Origin of the sequence: Pseudoalteromonas sp. C2R02, from assembly GCF_018860845.1 — a bacterium.
GTDB lineage: Bacteria > Pseudomonadota > Gammaproteobacteria > Enterobacterales > Alteromonadaceae > Pseudoalteromonas.
Window position 1 is genome coordinate 16,214 of the sequence record NZ_JAHKQC010000047.1, and the last position, 20,899, is coordinate 37,112.

The 20,899-nt window shown below is 33.8% G+C and carries 19 protein-coding genes; 9 read left to right on the forward strand and 10 right to left on the reverse strand.

What is annotated here, in order from left to right:
* The first annotated feature begins 188 nt into the window (after nucleotides 1-188).
* Nucleotides 189-461, forward strand: a complete 273-nt coding sequence (locus tag KO527_RS23315; RefSeq protein ID WP_216042640.1) for a DNA polymerase III subunit epsilon — start codon at nucleotides 189-191, stop codon at nucleotides 459-461.
* 329 nt (nucleotides 462-790) lie between these two features.
* Here the strand turns inward: KO527_RS23315 and KO527_RS23320 are convergent, their stop codons facing one another.
* Nucleotides 791-1,081, reverse strand: a complete 291-nt coding sequence (locus tag KO527_RS23320) for a DUF3817 domain-containing protein (RefSeq protein ID WP_216042641.1) — start codon at nucleotides 1,079-1,081, stop codon at nucleotides 791-793.
* A 314-nt stretch (nucleotides 1,082-1,395) separates the two neighbouring features.
* On the opposite strand from KO527_RS23320, the gene KO527_RS23325 reads away from it, so the two are divergent.
* On the forward strand, nucleotides 1,396-1,737 hold the full coding sequence (locus KO527_RS23325; RefSeq protein ID WP_216042642.1) for a DUF3703 domain-containing protein: 342 nt from the start codon (nucleotides 1,396-1,398) through the stop codon (nucleotides 1,735-1,737).
* A 52-nt stretch (nucleotides 1,738-1,789) separates the two neighbouring features.
* On the opposite strand, the gene KO527_RS23330 is transcribed toward KO527_RS23325, so the two are convergent.
* Both KO527_RS23330 and KO527_RS23335 read right to left on the reverse strand, forming a co-directional pair.
* Complete coding sequence (locus KO527_RS23330; protein ID WP_216042643.1) at nucleotides 1,790-2,500, reverse strand: VC0807 family protein; 711 nt, start codon at nucleotides 2,498-2,500, stop codon at nucleotides 1,790-1,792.
* A 303-nt stretch (nucleotides 2,501-2,803) separates the two neighbouring features.
* The gene (locus KO527_RS23335; RefSeq protein ID WP_216042644.1) at nucleotides 2,804-3,877 is read right to left on the reverse strand and encodes a type 1 glutamine amidotransferase domain-containing protein; all 1,074 of its coding nucleotides are present in this window, start codon (nucleotides 3,875-3,877) and stop codon (nucleotides 2,804-2,806) included.
* A 205-nt stretch (nucleotides 3,878-4,082) separates the two neighbouring features.
* Here KO527_RS23335 and KO527_RS23340 point away from each other — a divergent pair, with 205 nt between their 5' ends.
* The 3 genes from KO527_RS23340 (at nucleotide 4,083) to KO527_RS23350 (ending at nucleotide 7,649) form a co-directional block, all read left to right on the forward strand.
* Nucleotides 4,083-5,402, forward strand: a complete 1,320-nt coding sequence (locus KO527_RS23340; RefSeq protein ID WP_216042645.1) for a DEAD/DEAH box helicase — start codon at nucleotides 4,083-4,085, stop codon at nucleotides 5,400-5,402.
* 241 nt (nucleotides 5,403-5,643) lie between these two features.
* A complete protein-coding gene (locus KO527_RS23345) occupies nucleotides 5,644-6,591 on the forward strand; it encodes an MBL fold metallo-hydrolase (RefSeq protein WP_252734028.1) in 948 nt (315 codons plus the stop codon).
* A gap of 485 nt (nucleotides 6,592-7,076) precedes the next feature.
* Entirely contained in the window at nucleotides 7,077-7,649 is a 573-nt protein-coding gene (locus KO527_RS23350; protein WP_354668660.1) for a hypothetical protein, read from the forward strand.
* A 28-nt stretch (nucleotides 7,650-7,677) separates the two neighbouring features.
* Here the strand turns inward: KO527_RS23350 and KO527_RS23355 are convergent, their stop codons facing one another.
* Complete coding sequence (locus KO527_RS23355) at nucleotides 7,678-9,591, reverse strand: GGDEF domain-containing protein (protein ID WP_216042647.1); 1,914 nt, start codon at nucleotides 9,589-9,591, stop codon at nucleotides 7,678-7,680.
* Nucleotides 9,592-9,955: 364 nt separating this feature from the next.
* Here KO527_RS23355 and KO527_RS23360 point away from each other — a divergent pair, with 364 nt between their 5' ends.
* Nucleotides 9,956-11,002, forward strand: a complete 1,047-nt coding sequence (locus tag KO527_RS23360) for a Preprotein translocase subunit SecY (RefSeq protein WP_216042648.1) — start codon at nucleotides 9,956-9,958, stop codon at nucleotides 11,000-11,002.
* Nucleotides 11,003-11,147: 145 nt separating this feature from the next.
* A complete protein-coding gene (locus tag KO527_RS23365) occupies nucleotides 11,148-11,480 on the forward strand; it encodes a zinc ribbon domain-containing protein YjdM (RefSeq protein ID WP_216042649.1) in 333 nt (110 codons plus the stop codon).
* 42 nt (nucleotides 11,481-11,522) lie between these two features.
* On the opposite strand, the gene KO527_RS23370 is transcribed toward KO527_RS23365, so the two are convergent.
* On the reverse strand, nucleotides 11,523-12,167 hold the full coding sequence (locus KO527_RS23370) for an HAD-IA family hydrolase (RefSeq protein WP_216042650.1): 645 nt from the start codon (nucleotides 12,165-12,167) through the stop codon (nucleotides 11,523-11,525).
* A 319-nt stretch (nucleotides 12,168-12,486) separates the two neighbouring features.
* Between KO527_RS23370 and KO527_RS23375 the strand changes: the two genes are divergently transcribed.
* Complete coding sequence (locus KO527_RS23375) at nucleotides 12,487-13,047, forward strand: DUF922 domain-containing protein (protein ID WP_216042651.1); 561 nt, start codon at nucleotides 12,487-12,489, stop codon at nucleotides 13,045-13,047.
* Between the two features lie 86 nt (nucleotides 13,048-13,133).
* Here the strand turns inward: KO527_RS23375 and KO527_RS23380 are convergent, their stop codons facing one another.
* Together KO527_RS23380 and KO527_RS23385 are read right to left on the reverse strand one after the other, a co-directional pair.
* A complete protein-coding gene (locus KO527_RS23380) occupies nucleotides 13,134-13,553 on the reverse strand; it encodes a tetratricopeptide repeat protein (protein WP_216042652.1) in 420 nt (139 codons plus the stop codon).
* A gap of 92 nt (nucleotides 13,554-13,645) precedes the next feature.
* A complete protein-coding gene (locus tag KO527_RS23385) occupies nucleotides 13,646-16,423 on the reverse strand; it encodes a tetratricopeptide repeat protein (protein ID WP_216042653.1) in 2,778 nt (925 codons plus the stop codon).
* A gap of 287 nt (nucleotides 16,424-16,710) precedes the next feature.
* Here KO527_RS23385 and KO527_RS23390 point away from each other — a divergent pair, with 287 nt between their 5' ends.
* Nucleotides 16,711-17,310, forward strand: coding sequence for an outer membrane beta-barrel protein (locus tag KO527_RS23390; RefSeq protein ID WP_216042654.1), 600 nt, complete (start codon nucleotides 16,711-16,713; stop codon nucleotides 17,308-17,310).
* Between the two features lie 48 nt (nucleotides 17,311-17,358).
* Here the strand turns inward: KO527_RS23390 and KO527_RS23395 are convergent, their stop codons facing one another.
* The 3 genes from KO527_RS23395 to KO527_RS23405 all read right to left on the reverse strand — a co-directional run bounded on the left by KO527_RS23395 (nucleotide 17,359) and on the right by KO527_RS23405 (nucleotide 20,861).
* Nucleotides 17,359-18,684, reverse strand: coding sequence for an aminotransferase class III-fold pyridoxal phosphate-dependent enzyme (locus KO527_RS23395; RefSeq protein WP_216042655.1), 1,326 nt, complete (start codon nucleotides 18,682-18,684; stop codon nucleotides 17,359-17,361).
* Between the two features lie 238 nt (nucleotides 18,685-18,922).
* Nucleotides 18,923-19,627, reverse strand: coding sequence for a TorF family putative porin (locus KO527_RS23400; RefSeq protein WP_216042656.1), 705 nt, complete (start codon nucleotides 19,625-19,627; stop codon nucleotides 18,923-18,925).
* Nucleotides 19,628-19,643: 16 nt separating this feature from the next.
* Nucleotides 19,644-20,861 (reverse strand): BCCT family transporter, encoded by a 1,218-nt coding sequence (locus KO527_RS23405; protein ID WP_216042657.1) that lies wholly within the window; start codon nucleotides 20,859-20,861, stop codon nucleotides 19,644-19,646.
* Nucleotides 20,862-20,899: the final 38 nt, after the last annotated feature.

The window sequence follows — 20,899 nt, forward strand, 5'->3', positions numbered from 1 at the left end:
TATTTCTAATTGGTTTACATACTTTGCAGTATTAACGCTTTAATTTATATTCTCTAAGTTAGATATCATAGGGCTTACAATAGATATTATGCTAAAATTCTGTTTCAGCTTTATAAATGTGCATTAAATCTCATTTGTTTGACTGAGCGTAGTAATACTAGCGTGATTAACTAATGAGGATACAAGATATGAGTAAATTAAATGCCCAAGAGCGTAAAGACCGTGACAACGCACGTTTTTCACAACGTGTTGATGAGCGCAGAGTAAAAGGTGAAGATGTTGTTGCTTACGCACTTGCCAATAAAAAAGCCTATAAGTTTTTGACTAAAGATGAAAAGTACAACCTTAAACAACGACAAATAGTACTTGATCAAGAAGCTAAACTGACAGTGGAAGAAAAGATAAAGCTTAGAAATGAGCAAGAGTTAGAAAAAGCAAAAGCAGCATTTACCGAACAATAAAACACCATAAACAACTTTCGTTAAGTTTCAACGAAACAGTGATAAATGAGAACAGTGTCAATCATAGTTAATGGCACTGTTTTAATTTAACTATTTCCAAACACATCGTTTAGATTCTTCTTCTCAATACCATAAACGATATAAATGAGACGACCATGCTTTACGTTATACCAATTCTATTAAGTTAGTGATCTAATATAAATTAGGATAAATTTTCAAGAGCAAGGCGCTTGATTGACCAATAGCTGGCTATTGGGATTGAAAGCAACGCGGCTATTGTATATTTAGACCATTTAGATTGATCACATATTTATTGGAATTGGTATTATTTAAGCTTCAGTTAGTTTTTGTGATTTTAGATGTCGGCCAAGGTATAGCTCTACTGCAATAAAAGCAAAAGGTACAACTGAGGCGATAAATAAAGATAAAAATGTAACTAATGACCATTTTTCCTTATTTGAAACGGATAAAGCTAAAAATAGGTAGAGCATAAATAATATGCCATGTAGCATGCCTAATCCAGATACAAAATCCCGGCTAATAAAACCAAGCGTAACACTTAAAACGGCCAAATAAGAAAAGCCTTCTAATATACTGATCACACGAAAAAACTTAAGCATCATTAAAGCCTATAAAATAAAAAAGATTATCCGGTGATGGGGCGCTAGGGTCAAGTTTATAATTAGAGTAAATTGTGGGGAATTGGGGATATTAAAATAATACTGTTGTGCTTATATTTAGTGTGTGACGATATGAAAGCTGCCGTTTTTTTGAAAAATAACTGAAAAAGATAGAGAAAAATTAATTGTTAACATTGCGCTTGATTTTTTTCAATGGATAGCAGGTTTATTCAATTAATTAAGTTTTTTTTATTTATGCTATCAGTTAAAGAAAGGGGGCTAATTTCCCTTTTTATTTGATTGAGGAAGAAAAAATGAACACTGAATTAAAAAAAGCGTTTGCTCAAGAGATGTTGTTTGCCAAAAAACTTTATAAAGCAGGAGATTATATTAAGTGCTTTGGGCATTTAGAGCGTGCACATATATTAGGGCAATCTTATGTTATCTCCCATACAAGCTCTCACTGGTGGATGTTAAAAGTAGGCATTAAAACAATTAATATTAAAGAAGTTTTAGGCCAAGTTATGCGTATTTTAGCTTCAATTGTATTTTCTCGAATTTGGGTTCCTTTAGGCAATACAGGTGGAACGAATGTTAGCCCGTTCAAACCTATGCCAATTCCCAAGGAATTAAAAAAACATTTAGAAAACGAGTGAAATGATTTAGCTGATTTAAGGCAATAAGTTATAATTTTTAAGCTTTAAAAAGCTAATCAGCATTCATCATGTCTTCAAACTTTATTCCAGTCAATTTAGACGTTATTTTAATAACATAAAATAATATACCAAACAGCATGATTGTTGATGGAATAGCAATCACTGGATAACTTAGCAAAGTCATTTCACCGAGTTGTTCGTTAAACTCAACTGTACCTGCGGGGCTTGTTACAATCCATTTGGCTAATAAATAATTCATCGTAGATGAAAATACAAAAGTCATCGCTAACACAAAGTTAGCTTGGCTAATTTTTTGTTTAAATTGCTCTGTTTTTGATTTTTTTTCTAACGTGTCATATATCAAATTAAGATTAAAGATGAATGAATTTAATAGTAGTTTTGCGAGCAATGGTTTACCAAAAAATCCAGATAATAAAACAGTTAAACCTATCATGGCTGGAATAGCAGCTTCTTTAATTGCCAACCACTCTACATCCAATTCAAACAAGGCTATACCGCCTGTGAGTAGTGTACTTAAAAAACCTAACAATGAAATAAAGTTTAAAGAACCAACTTTAGTAAAGTCGTATATTGCATAACAAACAGGGAATGCAAGTGCGATAATTAAACCAAGTAAAGTGCCTAAATGTTCTGGGCCCGAAAATTTCATTAAAATAAGGGAAGGGATCAAGATATTAAACAATATTTCTAATAATGGATTGTTCTTTTTAGGCTTATCTTGTTGTTGCTGAACTTGTGTCATTAAGTTTTTTCAAAAAGTCATTTTATATGATGTTATCGCACTCAATCATTTTTTGCGACTAAGCTGGTTATTTTATTTGTTACTGTTTGTAGGTTACATTTTATTTTAAAACGACATGGTCAAGAAATGAACTGCTGAAGTCCCGTATACGGGAGTATCAGTTGTGATTATTTATCGGTGAGAATTTATCCGCGTAGTTGTTCATTGTTATTTCAAAAATGGCTATAGATTGAATAAAAAAGCCTAATACCTTTAAAAGTCTTAGGCTTGCTTAAGAGATGATTTTCAGAGCCTATCTCAACTTTAGTTCATTTGCTTTAATTGATTTGACAGACTTAAAAGGTCGATTCCTTTGCTTATATCAAACTGCATAAATGCTAATACACCATGCATTAAGATTAAAATACGTTGATAAGCTTGTGGTTTTTGTTTTAGCTGAGTTTCTGCAGCATTAAAGCCTTTAGCATCGTATGTCATTAAAAGTTCTATAGCGTGTTCTTCCGGGGTGCGTTCTCTCGTTTTAGGCTTGTAACCTATTTCAGCGACTACTTTTTCAGCAAGTTTCCAAACTGACCAAGGGTTTTGACCTGTGATGAGTTTTCCGTCTTGTGTTACTTTTTCTAAATAGGTTGTGCCTGCATTAAATTGTGCGCCTTGTGCTTTTAATTTATCTTCAAGTAAAAAAGGGAAAATTTGTTTTGCATCAGGGATTAGAAACAACTCTTCTTCGTTGGTAAATCCGCTGACGTTTTTATTTGCTAGCAACATATCACCATTATCTAATTCAACATTTACCAGTGCTGCTGGGCCATGGCAAACAGCACTGACTACTTTGTCATTTTGATATAAAGTTTTAGCAATGTTTTGCACATGCGGATTATCAGGGAAATCAAACATAGTGCCTTTGCCACCGACAAAATATACGGCTTCGTAATCGTTAGGATTAACATCAGCTAATGCTATGGTGCTCGCTACTTTTTGTTGAATACCTTGATCATTTAAAAAGGCATAATCATATGCGCCCATATCTTCGCCATCAATCACAACTGGTGGCTTTCCGCCTTTTGGACTGGCGATATCAACCTCAAAGCCATTAGCTGTAAATACCCAATAAGCACGGGCTAATTCAGTATGTTCATAACCAGTTTCTTTATCTTCACCCATTTTATCTACACTAGTAACAACTGCTAATATTTTACCTCTATATGCTGGGATATTTTGGGTAATATAAGGTAAGTCACTTACTTTGGTTTGTTTGATTGCTACAAAGTGTGCTTTTTCTGGTAATAAACTTTTAACCCAAGATTTAGCGCCAAATGCTAAACCAACAAGTAGGATAGTTAAGGTTACTAAGGTAAATATTATTTTTTTAAGCATGAACTCGGCTCCTATTTATTTTGTTGCAACTAGCTTAAAAAACTGTAAGTGAAATATATGTGAAATGGTTTTTAAATGATTAAATATCTGTTGGCTTTTATTGATTCTACTATATGATAGCCACAATTTTCAGCCATCAATGGCGTTATGTTTTAAGGTTTTGAAGCCTGTTTTCTTCTCTTTAAACACCCAAGGAATTTATTTTATGTCTTTTTGCGCTTTAGGTTTATGCAATGAATTAGTGAAAGCTGTTTCAGAACAAGGTTACACAGAGCCTTCACCCATACAGCTTGAGGCCATTCCTGCTGTACTTAAAAAGCGCGACGTTATGGCCGTTGCGCAAACTGGAACTGGTAAAACTGCTGGTTTTTCGCTACCTATGGTTCAGCTGCTATCTCAGGGAGGGAGCCCTGCGCCTAAATCAGTGAGGGCGTTAGTTATTACGCCTACTCGAGAGCTTGCAGCTCAAGTAGCTAAAAGTGTAGAAAACTATAGTCGACATATGAAGCTTAGCTCTGCAGCTGTGTTTGGCGGTGTAAGAATAGAGCCGCAAATTGCCCTGTTGCAAAGCGGTGTAGATGTTTTGGTTGCAACTCCTGGTCGTTTGGTTGATTTATATAATCAAAAGGCAATTAACTTTGACCAGCTTGAAATGCTGGTTTTAGATGAAGCTGATCGTATGTTGGATTTGGGGTTTATAGATGATATTCGCCATATTAAAAGCCTATTACCAATTAAACGTCAAACTTTAATGTTTTCAGCGACTTTTACCAATGAGATCAAGTCGCTTGCAAGTGGCATGTTAAATAATCCTTTATTAATTGAAGTAACAGCTGCAAACAGCACCGTTGATAAAATCAAACAAAAAATCTATTCAGTAGAAAAAACACGTAAAACTGAGTTGCTAATTCATTTAATTAAACAGAATAAATGGCATCAAGTGCTGGTTTTTAGTCGTACTAAACAAGGCGCTGATAATTTGGTATCTGAACTTGAAAATGCAGGCATTACAGCTGCATCAATTCATGCTAACAGAACTCAACATGCTCGTACTCATGCTTTAGAGGGCTTTAAAAATGAAGATATCACAGTTTTGGTTGCCACAGATATTGCATCGCGTGGCATAGATGTAAATCAATTACCTTATGTGGTTAATTTTGACTTGCCATATGTACCAGAGGATTATGTGCATCGTATTGGTCGTACTGGCCGTGCGGGTACTTTAGGGTTAGCGGTTTCATTATTTAGCGCTGATGAATCTAAACAGTTGCAAGCAATAGAGCGACTACTTGAGCGTAAATTTGAACTTGAAACTATCGCTGGCTTTAAGCCAAATAAAAAGGAAATTGCTAAAGCAATTTCAAAAGCTGCAGCTAAAGATAAAAACTCAAAGTTAGCTTCTACTACAAAAAAAACAGGTAAATCAAAAAGAAAAAAACCAGATGATGACGAATATGGTAATTTTGAAGCAGATCCACAGCCTAATAGAGGTAAATCTAAAGGCCGTAAAAATTCGAGGAGATAAAATATATTAATAGATGAATAAGAAATTATTCAGCTGATATTAAAATCGAGTATTACAAAAGTGATGCTCGCTTTTTCTTTATAAGTAGGTGTAACAAATACACACTATGTAACAAAAATGATGGGTTAATAGTTTTAAAATTAAACTAAATTCGATAAGTTTTACTTCACATATAATAAAGCGCTTTTTGTCGTATATCTTAATGATATATACATTAGACAATAAAATCATGGAAGTTATTTTGGACATATCTAAAAAAACCTTATTAGCATTAGCTGCCATTGGCTCGATAACTCAACCTGTTTGGGCTAGCAATTCAGACTTTAACTTTTCAGCAAAACCTATCTCAAAAAATGTTTATAGTATTATTTCCCCCTCATATGGCAGGCCCAGTGCTGAAAACAAAGGCTGGAATTCTAATAGCTACTTTGTTGTGACTTCAGACGGTGTATTAGTATTTGATACAGGATCATCCCAAAAAATAGGTAAAGGCATTATAAAAGCTATCAAGTCTGTGACTGAGCAACCTATCCGTTGGGTTGTAAATTCTCATAGCCATGCTGATCATTGGTTAGGTAATGCTGCATTTGTTGATGTAGGTGCTCAAGTGATTTCAACTAAAACTTCTATGGAATCAATGAAGAAAGATGGGCAGGGCGTGGTTGACGCCTTTTCTCGTATGACTGAAGGTGCGACAGATAAAACGCATATAGCTTATCCAACACAATTCCTATCCAAAGAAGAAACACGTACATTAGGTGCAATTGAGTTTGAGTTCTTTTATTCTAATGATGGCCACTCTTCAGGTGATGTTTTAATGTGGTTACCAAAACAGCGCATAATATTTGGCGGCGATGTCCTGAGTTCTGATTGGATGCCAATTATGACGCCAAGCGGTAATGTGCCTAATTTGATCACTACCCTTAATTATGTGGCTAATCTGAAACCTACAATCGTTTTACCAGGTCATGGTCAGCCAACTAACGTTAATTCAATTATTAGAGATGCTGAGTTGCTAAAAAGTGTGTGGTATTTGGTAAAAAGAGGGTATGAAAGTGATAAAAAAGCAAATGAGATATTGAGCCAAGTTCAACATAAACTAGGTGATAAATACCGACCTTTATATAAAGATTTTGATTCTAATACTGAATATTTAGTTAATATGATTTATAAAAAACAGGTCGAATAAAATTAAGTTTCGATGCGCTAATTAATAACTTTATTAATGTTAAAAGAGCGACTATGGATTGTGATTTGACAAATAAAACTATAATAACAATATGTATTGTTATTAACCTCATGTAAGTACATGAAATATTCTACTATTCCATCGGGTTATTAAAAACTTCAAACAGCTGTTCTCAGTCAAATTAATTTAAAGCATATGAACAATCAGGAAACATTTTTTGTTTTGTGAAGGCTTACTGCTTTATCAAATGATTATGCTAATGAGTTTATAGTCATCGTAGCTTATTCAAGTAAGTTTAAGAATAATGAGCGCGTGAATACCATGTTATTTAAGGGAACTGACACGCATTTTGGTCTAAATCTTCCTGAAGGCACGTTTACTTGATTGCTTTTAGATGGCAATGTTATATAAGATTGATACCATTAAATTCTGATCAATATTTTAAAATCATCTGGTTAATCAAAAAACCTTTAATAAGGAAGTATGTGAAAAATATAATTAAATTGGCATTAGTAGGGTTTTTACTATTTAAGAGTGATTTAGCGTATTCGAGTATCCAACAAACAGTACTAGATGAAAATCAATGGCATTATGCTATCGATCCATATGGCAGTACAGCTTCAGTAAACGAAAATTTGATAAATGAAGGGCAAGTTTGGGTTAAATTTAATCGTATTCCTCGCCTTGATAAACAAAAAAATTCATGGATTGAAGTAATATACACGCCTGATAAACCATCTCTTAATGCGATGAAGAAAATTAATCTGACTTATAAATGTGATATACCGCTCATAATTAAATTATCTCAGAAACATTACGGTAAACATGGTGATAAAAGTTATGCTCACTATCAAATTAAACTGCCTGCATCTAAAGATTGGTCAACACAAGAAGTTGCATTACAAAACTTCTCTAGACCAGATTGGACACCAAAAGACTCAAAAGATTACGGTATTGTGCTTGAAGAAGTGAATGCGATTTATTTCACACCAAGCTTAACTGATGAAAAGGGCGGTGAAGCAACCTTGCAAGTCAGCAATGTTAATTTGATTCAATAATCATTATAAAATGACTTATAAGTGCTGTTTAAGCTTTAATCACGCGGTTTCGACCTTGTTCTTTAGCTTGATATAAAGCTAAATCAGCATCTTGAAATATGTCATTAAAAGTTTGTTGTTTATCAGTTAAAGTGGCTACACCAAAGCTGGCGGTGATATTGAGGTTATGCTCATTAATTTGTATTATTTTTTGTTCTATTGCTTCTCTAATACGTTCTGCGATCGCAGTGGCTTTACCTATAGGAGTATTTGGTAATACTAACAGGAACTCTTCTCCTCCTATTCGCCCTAAAATATCATTTTCTCTCACATAGGTGCTTGCTGATGCTGATAATGCTTTTAAAGCAATATCTCCACCTGCATGACCATATGTATCATTAACCTTTTTAAAATGGTCTATATCAAAAATAATAACGGTAAATGCGGCATTTTCTTTTTTTGCTAAAACCAGCTTACTTTCGCCATAACTAAAAGTATATCTACGATTAGCCAGTTCGGTTAATGAGTCGGTATTTGCAAGTTTATGCAAGGCTTTACTGGTAATATTTTGACGTATTAAAAAGAACACTAACATAAGTAATATGAGAGAGATAAGTATAATAATTAGGGTTTGTATCCATTGTTTTTGCTGAGCACTTTCTAGTGCAACTTTATCAAGTTGATTATTTCGAGATAACAGTTGATTTTTAAGTATTGCTTGTTCGGTATCAAATATCACTTTATATCGAGAACGTACTTTTTCTCGTTCGCTATTGCTATAAAATCTTTGTAAGTCTCTGGTTTTATAAAGCGCATCATAAGCAAGTTTATAATCACCTTTTAATACTCCTATTTCTGCTTTTAAATCTAGTAAAGCGATACGCCAAAGTAGCGTTTTATTTTCTTCTAAATGGATGAGGATACTTTCAAATTTTTTAGCTGCTTGCTCTGCTTTTTCTATATTATTTTCAGCGATTTCTAACTTAGTTTCTAAAAGGTAATTATCCATTTTTTCAAAAGGTGTTAAAAATTTGGTATTTTTCTCTCTATATTTATTCAAGAAAAACCTCGATTCTTTATTATTTCTTGTATAGTTATAAACTTTTGCAAGGCCGATATAAGCAATAAAAGCGAAGTTTTCTTTTTTCAATTTAGCTGATAGTTTAATGATTTGATTGAAGGCAGTTTCCGCTTTTTTGTACTCTTTTAATCTTAAATAATTTCTAGCCAGTGCATTTTGAGCGAATAACTCATCAAAAAATAGACTATGTTTATTGAAGTAGCTGACAGCCTCTAGTGCAAATGAAATCGCTTTGTCATCATCGCCTAAATATGAATATTCTTTTGACATTTGAATCTTTAAATAGCTCAAATCAAGCTCTTTTCCAAGTTGATCAAATAATATATAAGCTTTGTGAAAATACTCTAATGATTTTATATGGTTTTGTCTCATGGCATAAGAGTTTGCGATATAGCTATAGCTTTCAGCTTGCAATGCAAAATTTTCAGTCTCTTTAGCGTTTTTTACAGCTTCTAGATATAAAACCATCGCTTTGTCTGATGAGCCCATTTCATCAATAACAGCGCCATGCATCATTAATAGAAAAATCCCCGCTTCACTTTTGTGATCAGGGCCCAGAGCATTAGCTTTCTCTATAATTTTTTTACTTTGTTTGATATGGCCTAAAAAATAGTTATGTTGTGCCATTTTGCTTAATAATCCAATTTTCTCAAAATCAGATAAATTCTTATTGTGTTTATTTAGGGTTTTCTGGGCAAGTTCAAGTGCTAAAGCAGGATCTTTGATATTTAAATTATCTATTTCTTTAAATTTTTTTATTAACCACTCAGAATGTGTCTCAGTAGCAAAGCTATTGTGGATAAGGCAAAGAAGTGTAATAAAAAGTATTGAAATATTTGCTATTAATTTAGCTAAACTTGTTTTTTTGTAGTTATTTCTCATAGCCGTTACTCTCATCACGATCAAACTTATTACGTTTGTTTAAATAACATAACTCTATTAACTGTAGTTGTTTTTGTTTATTTTATATGTGTTTTTTTGATCTGAAACACTTAGGAAAATGTCAAATTTTTGAAGTGGCATGGTTATTTTTATGGGGTTAATTTTATACTATTAAAATATTTTTTAGCCAATAAAAAAGTGATAGAGCTTTCACTTTTAACTAATTGAATAATAAAGCAGCTTTCAAACCACTAAAGCATAATAAGTTGAGGATAAGATAAATTCTTAATGTATGATGGCGGCCCAATTTCAGCTACGACCTCATTTTAAGATTTTAGGTCATATATCTAGATACAGTTAATTTATGTCATATACAACAGATTTAACATTAAGATCCCCTAAAGGCTACTTGGCCATGCTTGGTGTTTATAGTTTCACCGGCGCTGCAATTTTAGCTTCAATTATTTTTTCTTTATTATTATTCTTGTCGATAGACAGCGATCCTTGGATGCAGTTTTTATTTGGTTCATTGGCTGTTATTTTTGAATTAGGCAAATTTTTTGCTTGGTATGAAGTGGGTGAGCGCCAGGCTCATAAAAATTATACTGGAGCGGCAATCGCATTTACATTTTATATTGTACTGGCTGCAATTTCGATTGGCGGTAGCATTGGTGGTATTAACAGTGCGACTAATTCTGCACAAAGCCACGTGCAAATACAGCAAAACCGAGTCAACAGTTATGATAGGCAAATCGAGTCGATAGAAAAACAAATCGCATTAAATAATGTTGCTGCTCAAAAATATATTGAATTAGAGCTTATCTCTACTGGCCTAGCTCGCATTCAAAGGGAAAATAGTAGGCTTAGAGAAAAGCAGCAAACTCTAGCCGTTGAACGTGATAACCTACCTGCGGTAAAGCAAGGTTCAGTGGTTGGTTTAATTGAAAGTTTAGCCAACTCTCTAAATATGAGCCCTCAAAATGCGCAATTGGGTTTGGTCATTTTTTTATCTGTTTTACTTGATTTTTTTGCTGCTTTTTTTGTTGGTTTAATAGGAGAAGAGCAACGCTTTAGATATAGGTTTAATAAAAATAAAACAGTCACCTCAGATGTTAAACCAGCAAAACTTAATACAGTGGTGGCAGAAATAGCTACTGAACAGCAATTTAAATCAGCATTAGAGCAAGAACCTGAACAAATAAAAAGCAGTTATGAGCAGGTTTATGATGTTTTAGAGTCTAAGGAAATCAGTTGTAGTAAAAAAGCGGTAAAAAACCATTTTAAAATTGAACCTGAAGAGGTTGATATTATTTTCAAACAGTTACTTCAACAAGGTTTAGTGATTAAAAAGGCTAACCATCATTATCAGTGGCAAGGTTTTTCATCAGTAAATAAAGAGGCTACTGCCTAATCTGTTTTGAGGCTAACAGATTTGATAGTTTGCCTCATTTTTTAAGTGTGTTTAAACTGCATGTTTGAACATGAGGCGAGTATTTAAATGTGATTACTAGACTGATAAAATACAGGCAGTTTTTACTAAAGTTAATGAATAAATTATGAGTTTACCTGCTTGTCCTAAATGTGAATCTGAATATGTGTATCAAGACCAATCGCTTTTGATATGCCCAGAATGTACGTATGAATGGAACCCGCAAGAGCCTGACGAAGATGCTGTGATCGTCAAAGATGCCAATGGCACCTTGCTCAGTGATGGCGATAAAGTCACTGTTGCTAAAGATTTAAAAATTAAAGGCAGCTCACAAGTCATTAAAATTGGCACAAAGGCACTTGTTAGACGTGTACTGGATAAAAAAGACCACGAACTTGACTGTAAAGTTGATGGTGTCGGCGAAATGATGGTAACAGCTAAGTTTGTAAAAAAAGCTTAAGTTACCAGTCTGCTTTGGCTTGAATATGTCAGTTTTTTCAAGTCAAAGTCTGCTTGAACTCCCTAATACTGATTTTATATGCTCTAAATGTAAAAAACTCTCATCTGGCTTGTGATTATTTAAAGCATCAATATGGGTATAACCCCATGAAACCACGCCTATCGGAATAGATGCTTTTCGCGCAGCATCGATGTCGCGGATCTCATCTCCTATGAGTAAACACTCTTGCTTTAGCTGTGAGAATTTTTTCAATGTTTTTTTGATGTTCTTAGATTTACCAAATGGTGAAGCACTGCATTCAAAATGATCGATTAAAGCGGTATTTTCTTCACCGAGTATATTAACTACATATTCATAAGAGCTCGTACTGACAATAGCAACCTTTACTCCTTGATGTTTTAAATCTTGTAATAAACTTCCAACACCTTCAAATAATACGACCTGGTCAAATTTTTCAGTCATATTATTTCTAATATATTTAATGAAAAAAGGCATTTTCCATTTAGATATTTCTAACAGTTTAATTATTTCACGGGCACTGTAATGCTTTAAATCATTTTCTTCTTTTTTTCTGGCATGCTTAAACTTGTATTTATCAGCCGCGTTATTCAATGTTTTTATAAATAATGGGTAGCTATCAGCTAACGTCCCGTCAAAATCAAACATAACTAATTTATAATTCGACATTATAAGTTTTCCAAAGTAATCATTTATAGCTGTTTTTCAAAATCAAATTATTGATAAGTTCATAAAACTCATTTAGTGAATTATGAGCATCATAGAATGACAAAAAAGCCACTCAATGACAAATTGGATAGTTATAAATAAAGCCTAATATCAATTAATTCATGCTGAATGCCAATAACAAATCGTTTTAAATTAAACTTTGATATTCACCTAATAGCGATCGTATATTAGTGGTAGACTCTTTATTCACTCAAAGTACTTTTGTTAAAGTAATGCTGAAATATAGGTATTAAGGCGTTTTAAAATTAGGAGGGTATTAGTGAAAACCATTTTATTTATATTAATTATTGTCTCTCCTTATGCTGCATCTAAAGTAAAAATAGATGAAGAATTTATTTATTACTCAGTAACTTCTAAATCAAAAAAACAATTACTTTCATCTTTGAATACAGCAACACCTATTCGTGAGGGAGATGATATTTTTCACGGAAATACAAAGTATTATATAAAATGGCGGTTTTGGTGGCGGTCATTGAAAAACAGTTGTCAGTTTACTAAGGTCAAAACGCACTTAACACTTACCTATACTATGCCTAAATTAGACTCTTCAAATGCAGCTGTGATTAATGTTTGGAATAAATGGTACCCGAATTTGAGTATTCATGAAAAAGGTCATGGCACATTAGCAATTGAAACGGCTAAAGAGATTGATAACGTATTATTATCAATAGGTGCTCGTACTAGCTGTGAGGAACTTGAAGCTGACGCAAATAAATTAGCAAATAAACTAATGAGTGAATTAAAAGCTGAGAATAAACATTATGATGTTAAAACAAACCATGGAGAGTCACAAAAAGCTTGGCTTTATACACATTTATAGGTGTAGCATATGAATTCTTTACCGGGAAATAGCACTTTATAATATTAATGAGTAAATATGATTACTCATTAATATGAAGGCACCCTTTATGCGCTTTTAAGCTCTTCTAATAAATCATGAATTTCAGATTTCAACTCTTTATCTGCAATTTTATTACAACTAATTTTCGCTTTTTCTAAATGTTCAATTGCACCTGATTTATCGTCTAATTCAACTTTTAAAGCGCCAATTGAATACCCAATAGAAGAACGGAAATCTTTAGAGTTAATTTCTTCGGCTTTAACTAATGCTTGCTCATAAATCGTAACGGCTAAGGCTAAATCATCAGTAAAATCAGCTAGTGTTTCCCATTGTACTGGGTGGTCTTTATCTGTATTGTCATTTTGTTCGCATAATTGTTTTAATTCTAAATAAAAGCCATCAAATCTTTTTTGGTTTTTCTGCTCTGCAGCCGCTAATAAGCTGTCAGTAAGTGATAATACTTTTTTATATATTTTGGTATTCATGGTTGGCCTATTTTACGCTATATAATTATAAGGATTATATCGTTTTTATCTTAAACAGGGCAGGGCACTTTAATAATGTTTCGTTAAATAGCCTATTTTTGGACTATATTTTTAATTTTAATCTTAAATCCGACACCTTGATTTGATGGTCGAAAATAACTGAGACTACCACCTAAAACTTGGCTAGTAATATTAAATGCAATGTGCAGACCTAAGCCCGTCAAGCCTTGATCTCGAGAAGTTGTAAAAAATGGCGAGAATAGCGATTTTTCATTTTCAATACTAATGCCAACGCCATTATCTATATAGGTGATTGTAATATATTCTTGATCAATTTCAGATGAACATTCAATCTTCAAACCATTTCTTTGACCGTGAGTGAAACTGTTTTCCATTAATATAAATAGCACTTGTGTCAATGAGTTTAGGTGTGTTGTTGCATCACCCTTAACATTTAAAATTAATTGCGTATTGTCGTATTGCTCAGGGTAAGTTACTTTTAATGCCCCAAAACTGCTTTTGACAAGATCATAAAGGGGGTAGGTTTGAGCTTTCTCTTCAACTTTTAATGAGAGTTGTTTAAATCTTTCAACTAAACCACTTGCTCTGCCGACACCTTTAGAAATTAAGTTACTACTGTGATTTACAATATCTAGAAAACTTGAAAGTTGTGTTTTAGAAAGGGTTTGGCCTTTGTAATGAGAAAGTGTAATAGAAGCTTCATGCTGTAAATGGCTGACAGTGGTAATAGCTGTACCTAATGGCGTGTTTATTTCATGGGCGAGTCCTGCAATCATATTACCCATAGCGGCATTTTTTTCAGATTCAACAAGGTGAATTTGTGTCACATTGAGCTGCTGAATAATTTCTTTTAATTGATCATTCATACTTTCTAACTCAATCGTTCTTTCTTTTACACGGTCTTCTAAATCGTCGTTTAATTCTCTTAGCTGTATTTCTTGATGTTTGATTAAGGTAATATCACGTTGTGTGCCTGTAATTCTAATCGCTTGATTTTGCGAGTCCCTTTCAACCACTTTGCCTCTATCTAATATCCAATTCCATTCACCTGCCTTGTTTAGCACACGATAACTTGCTTCAAAAAACTCTGTTTTACCAGTTAAATGCGTATTAAACCTCGCTGCAAGTAATTCAAAATCATCGGGATGGACATATTTTTTTACGGAGTCGATGGTATTGCCATTGATATAAGTTGGCAAGCGACTTTGTTTTGATAGGTTTTCCCGTTTAATCGCGCCAACTTTAAGATCCCAATCCCATAAAATATCACCACTTCCCCACAATGCCAGGTTCAACCTTTGTTCGCTTAATTTTACTTGTTGATGAATTTCTTGTTCTTGTTTACGTTGCATTGCTTGTTGCCTCTTTCTATAAAAAAGAAACATGATGGTCAGCACAATAATTAATGAAGCAATAAAAATATTTTTCTCTATGTATGACTTATCGAGTAAAGCTTGCTTTAATTTAGCATCTTGTTGAGAAAATTTGAGTTGTTGTTGTGTGGTAAAAAGTTGCTTTTCAACAATTAATGACTCTAATCTTTTTTGGCTTTGCTCATCAAATAGCTGTGATCTTTTAGTTTGGTATTCTTCCAGTGATATGAAAGCATTTTCATAATCTTTTTGCGCTTGGTACACATTTACTAGCCCCTGATAAGCTGCAAAAGTTACTGTGTTTTTTTTTGCTAACAAGCTTATATTTAAACCTTTTTGATAATAATCAAGTGCTGTTTTATATTGTTTTAAAGCAAAATAAACCTCACCAAAAGCAACATTGCCCTCTGCAATACGAGATTGTGCATTTCTTTTTAAGTAGATGCTCATGGCCTCATCAAAAAAACTAATCGCGAGTTGGTATTTTTTTTGTTGTAATGCGATTCGCCCTTTATATAAAAATGTAGATCCTAATAAAGGTCTATTATTTAATTCAGTTGCAAGTTTTTCAGCCAAGTCTAAGAAAGTAATGGATTGCTCTAATTGGTCATTTAACCGATAAGTTTCGCCTAGATTATTAAATGAGTACACCATACCTTTTTCGTAACCAATGGATTCTTTTAATCTTAGTGATTTTTTATGCATATCAATGGCATCAGTATATCGACCTAAATCTTTGTAGATAATGGCTGTATTATTATAGGCAATTGCAATCTTTTTTGTTTTATTGGTATTACTCAGTGCTTTTATACTCAACAACATGTTTTCTAAAGCTTTATCAAAATCACCTATTGTTCGATACACAGAGCCTTTTTTACCAAAAACTTCAGCAAGTAAGATCGGATCTTTAATTGCTTTGAAAATATAACTACTGTTAAACAAGGCGTTTAAAGCTTTTGTATGTTGATTAAGAGATAAGTAATTATCTGCAAGTTTTTGATATGCAATGCCAAGTTGCTTATTGGTAGCTGTTTTGGGGTATAAACTAATCGCTTTATTTAGAATTAGAATCGCTTGTTCATATTCTGCCTGCTCAGATGAAATTAATGCTTGTGAAAAATAAATGTTAGAGACGATAGTATCGTCTGTTACTTGCACTATTAATGACAATGATTTGTTTAAATATGATTGTGCTAATGTTTTTTCGCCATTGAGTAAATAAGCTGTTGTTGCATGGTTGTATAATTGCGCATATAAATTGATATTAGTTGGTTGTTTATTATTTAAATCAAATTCAGTTATGGCTTTAATGGCTTTTTTTGCATCGTTTGTAGCTATTTTATTTAAATAAGTATTAAGTGCTGATGGGCTTTTAATCGCTTGTTTTATAGCGTCGTTTGTATTTTCAATTGCATGTGCATATAGGGGATGAATAACGAATAAAATAATAACAATACAGGCTTTAAGATTTAGCATATTTCACTCAATTCTTAGATACTTTTTATATTTTAGTATATAAATGTCAGAAATAACGTCAAACTATGAAATGGTTTAAGCAATCATAGTTAACGGATCAAAAGAGTAAAAAGTTTATTGTGTATTTTTCAAGATTTAAGTCAAACATTTTGCTAAGTGGTTTGTGTTCAAATAGCTCTAATGTTAGGCATAAATTCCATGTACATTGAAAGTCAGTTTTTACTGTGCAATAGTATGCTCCACATTCACATCCTCTTTAAACTAACCCTAAAGTAGAAAATAAACTAATGATTTCAAATAATAAAAATAATAATCAAAAACAAATCGTGACTGATTTAAATTTGTCTATACCAAGCTTTAAACAAAGCGGGTTGATTTTATTTTCTATGGCTGTTTTAGCAATGCCAGTACACGCTAATGTGCTAGATTCTGGTTTTTATGCTGGCTTTGGTATTGCAAATATTTCTGCAGAGGAAAAAGGTCAATCAAGTCGAGAAAATGGTTTTTCTTTGATAGGGGGTTATTCATTTTCAAAATACTTTAGTGCAGAAACTTCTCTGTTTAATCTGGGTGATCACACAGATTTAGGAATGAAAGGCAATGGTGCCAGTTTAAGCATTATTGGCAGTTATCCAGTTCTAGAAAACTTTAGTGTCTTTGGTGAGTTAGGCGGTATGTCAGTGGATTTAGAGATAGATGAAAGTAAAAATTTATCATACTCAGGAACTGATACAGAAACCTTGCAAGATGGTAGAGATTCGAGCATATATTATGCTTTTGGTGCTAAATATAAGCTTAATAATTGGACTTTAGTGTTTAAAAATTCACTTGTTGATCTTGATGCTGATATGGATATATTTTCATTACAAGCCCATTATCATTTTTAATCAGTTTCTATAAGCCCCTTTAATCTAGTAATTAAAGAGGCTTTAAATTTATTTTGCGTTTATAGCTGCTTCCATCGACTTTTCAGCAACGTCTTCTAACCATGCAAGATCAGTCGTTTGATGTGCTTCACAAATGAACCAAGGTTCACGTGAATCAGGTTCTAACATTACACCATTATCAATTAAGTTAAGTGCAAATTGCGTGTATAGGTCACTATTAGTTTGTTTCCAGTCACGGTAGTTTTGCGGTACTGAGTTACCAAAATGTACACCAAACATAGAATCAGGGCCTGCAAAACAATGCTCAATGCCAAACTTAGTAAATACACGAGATAGTAATGCTTGAATTGCTTTACCTGCACGGTTCACTGTTTCAAGTGCATCTGTTTCTTTAAGTACTGTTAATGTCGCTTTTGCTGCACTTAATGCCACCATATTCGCAGTGTACGTGCCGCCATGTGTTACGCCATCTTTATCGAATGAAATCGTGTCCATGACATCGGCGCGGCCACCAAAACATGCAACTGGGTAACCATTACCTATTGCTTTAGCGTAGGTTGTTAAGTCAGCATGAATACCGTATAAAGATTGTGCGCCACCTTTAGCAACACGGAAACCGGTTTTCACTTCATCCATAATAAGTAATGAACCATTTGCATCAGAGATATCACGCAGCTTTTGCATATACTCTTGTGTTGAAGCAATTGAGCCACAGTTACCCATGATAGGTTCAATTAAAATAGCTGCAATATCATCGCCATGCTGTGCAAAAACAGCATCAATCGCATCAAAATCGTTTAGTGGTACGCTTACTTGGTGCTCACGGGTATTGTGTGGAATACCACCGCCAAAAGGAATGATTTCAGGAACTTCCTGGGTATTAACATCCCAATTATCAACATCTGATTTCCACATTACTTCATCGTGCAGGCCATGAAATCCGCCTTCCACTACAACAATTTTATTACGCTTTGTAAAACCACGTGCTGTACGTACTGCACCAATTACAGCTTCAGTGCCAGAGTTTGAAAAACGCATTTTTTCAATATTAGGACAAAGTGATTTTATTAATTCCACAACATCAGAATCTAAACCAGTAGAAAAACCAGAAATAGTACCAACGTTTGTAATTGCATTAATCACTTCACTATCAATACGCGAATCACGATAACCAAGAATAATAGGGCCATACGCTAAACGGAAATCTGTAAACGTTTGATCATCACAATCTGTGATAGTACATCCTTTCATACTTTTTAAAAATACGGTGTTTTCCTCACCCCAGTAACGGTAACTATCAGCAACGCCTAGTGGCATATTGTCAATGGCTCTTTTGAACATAGTAGAACTGTTTGGTTTGTGTATCTTAGTCATGAAGGTACTCTTAATTATCTTAAATGTTATTTCAATTTTAGCTGTAATTTTATGTATGCGACTATAAAAGTGCACTTACATCTTACCTATGTTTAACAACTAAAAAGTTACTTTATATATCGTTAATGTTAACGAAAGAAACTCAAAAGTGTATAACCTTTGAGGATAAATATAAAAAACCGAGCAAAGTCGGTTTTTTATATTTTTAAATACCCAATAAAGGGCATGTATAATGTTGCTAGAAGCTAAAAGTACGAGATACACCTAGTACGATACGCGAATCTGCACTATCCATATCCATGCTTGTATTCTCAGCTGCTAAATTAAAATCAAAGCCATTCAAGCTTGTCATATATTCAACGCGGTAATGGTTATAAGCATCATCACCATCCCAAGACCATTTATTTTCATCGGCTGAAGTAGAGCGATCAAAGCTCACTTTAACACTGTGACCCTCAGATACTTCTACTGTATGTGCAATCATAGCAATATAGTGATTTACGTCTAAACCAAAGTAATCCCAGCTATACCAAAAATTAAACTCGGTATCACCCATTGAAGAGTTATAAGCAAATTTAGCGTAAGCTTCTGGGTAGTTATATGTATCTGAAGCATCATCACCATGGTAAGTGTAGTACGCAATACCAGTGTCTAAACCAACTTTGTCATTAAGCTGATAAAACTTACCTATGTAAGCATCCCATTCAATGTTTGTATCTTCACCAGTACCGAAATCAACATTAGATGCCCAAGTACCCGCATAAAATCCGTTGTCAGCAGCATAATCAAAGCTTGCTTGTAGAGCTGGATCGTTCACTGTTTGACTGACACCATTAAAGGTATAGTCAGATGCTAAATTCACAGTAGAAGATAGCGCAGCGTGTGAACTTGCAGACACTGCAAGTAAGCTAGTTGCTGCAATAGCGATGATATTTTTATTCATTAGTTTTATGCTCATATTAATTAACTAGTTCAATTTTATTAAAGTCGATTTTATTCTCTTTTGGTGAGCACTCTATCTCACTAACAACCTTGAATTTGGAAAATAAAATATAACCAAAACAAGTAAAGAATAGTCCAATAACGACTGCACCGACCCATTGGATCTGTAAAAAGTCCAATTTGAATAATAAAGTGAGTAAGCTTAGTGCAACTAAGTTGCCTAAAAAGTACTTAACTTTACCCATCCGTGACACAGTTAAATTTAAGTTGTCTGTATATAAACGGATCAATGAATCAAGCGAGTTAACTACAAAAGTTATGCCTACGATTGCCATTGTTATATTGTAAAAACCAGCTGTTTCTAGACCATTTGCGCTGTAGTAATACAACACAGTAAACCAGATCCCGATTGGAATTGATGGGAATATCAACATAGCCAACAATACTTGGTATGTACGTAAGCCTCCAACAAAACGCGCAGTAAATTGACCTATCATGATGCTCCAAGCAAACCACCAGTAAAGGTAGAACTCATGGTATGCATTCATTGGTAATACAAACTCATGAATATTGCCAAAGTAGCCGCCAAGCAATGCAACTGTGGTTGCAAACTCGCCAATACCTGAACCTTCTGAAAGAAAAGCACCTGCCCACATTAATAAAATTAAACCAATAAACATCCAGGTCGTTAGCAAGCTTAATAAACGTACGTAACGGATGCTGGTACTAGAATAAACAGCAACAGCAATGACCAAAAATACGATTAAGTAGAAACTGCCAATAATTGATTCACCATCGCCAAGTTGAGGTACATACCAAGGAAGATTTGATAGCAATAAGTAGGCTGTAAAAGCACAGGTACCAACAATAACCACGTTATTGATTAGTTTTATTGCTGGAATTTCAAAGAACTTTACCCGAGGCTCAATTACACAAAAATAGAAACAGGTTAAAAAGTAAAAACCCCAAATCAAAAATGCCCAAAAGCCAAATTCAATTGCTAGTGGATTTGTAAAGGCATATTCAGGGCTAGCGGCCAAGTCGGCATAACCTGCAAACTCAGTGAGCGGAAACATAATAAGTCCCACATCAAGTCCTGAAGTAAATAAAATCGCAATAAAGGTAAATGTTTTAACGGGGGTGACACCAACACAGCGGATATTTCCCCAGCGATATAATATAAAAGCGATGGCAGTAAAGGTAAATAAGATACCGGCAGATAACCAAGGGGTCATAGCAGTCTCCTTATTTTGATTTTAGTAGATATAAACAC

Excerpts from the sequence above, each read along its gene's own strand:
- KO527_RS23370 (WP_216042650.1), bottom strand. The coding sequence starts at position 12,167 with ATGTCGAATTATAAATTAGTTATGTTTGATTTTGACGGGACGTTAGCT.
- KO527_RS23330 (WP_216042643.1), bottom strand. The coding sequence starts at position 2,500 with ATGACACAAGTTCAGCAACAACAAGATAAGCCTAAAAAGAACAATCCA.
- KO527_RS23365 (WP_216042649.1), top strand. The coding sequence starts at position 11,148 with ATGAGTTTACCTGCTTGTCCTAAATGTGAATCTGAATATGTGTATCAA.
- KO527_RS23320 (WP_216042641.1), bottom strand. The coding sequence starts at position 1,081 with ATGCTTAAGTTTTTTCGTGTGATCAGTATATTAGAAGGCTTTTCTTAT.
- KO527_RS23390 (WP_216042654.1), top strand. The coding sequence starts at position 16,711 with ATGATTTCAAATAATAAAAATAATAATCAAAAACAAATCGTGACTGAT.
- KO527_RS23335 (WP_216042644.1), bottom strand. The coding sequence starts at position 3,877 with ATGCTTAAAAAAATAATATTTACCTTAGTAACCTTAACTATCCTACTT.
- KO527_RS23315 (WP_216042640.1), top strand. The coding sequence starts at position 189 with ATGAGTAAATTAAATGCCCAAGAGCGTAAAGACCGTGACAACGCACGT.
- KO527_RS23400 (WP_216042656.1), bottom strand. The coding sequence starts at position 19,627 with ATGAATAAAAATATCATCGCTATTGCAGCAACTAGCTTACTTGCAGTG.
- KO527_RS23360 (WP_216042648.1), top strand. The coding sequence starts at position 9,956 with ATGTCATATACAACAGATTTAACATTAAGATCCCCTAAAGGCTACTTG.
- KO527_RS23405 (WP_216042657.1), bottom strand. The coding sequence starts at position 20,861 with ATGACCCCTTGGTTATCTGCCGGTATCTTATTTACCTTTACTGCCATC.
- KO527_RS23340 (WP_216042645.1), top strand. The coding sequence starts at position 4,083 with ATGTCTTTTTGCGCTTTAGGTTTATGCAATGAATTAGTGAAAGCTGTT.
- KO527_RS23355 (WP_216042647.1), bottom strand. The coding sequence starts at position 9,591 with ATGAGAAATAACTACAAAAAAACAAGTTTAGCTAAATTAATAGCAAAT.
- KO527_RS23325 (WP_216042642.1), top strand. The coding sequence starts at position 1,396 with ATGAACACTGAATTAAAAAAAGCGTTTGCTCAAGAGATGTTGTTTGCC.
- KO527_RS23380 (WP_216042652.1), bottom strand. The coding sequence starts at position 13,553 with ATGAATACCAAAATATATAAAAAAGTATTATCACTTACTGACAGCTTA.
- KO527_RS23395 (WP_216042655.1), bottom strand. The coding sequence starts at position 18,684 with ATGACTAAGATACACAAACCAAACAGTTCTACTATGTTCAAAAGAGCC.
- KO527_RS23385 (WP_216042653.1), bottom strand. The coding sequence starts at position 16,423 with ATGCTAAATCTTAAAGCCTGTATTGTTATTATTTTATTCGTTATTCAT.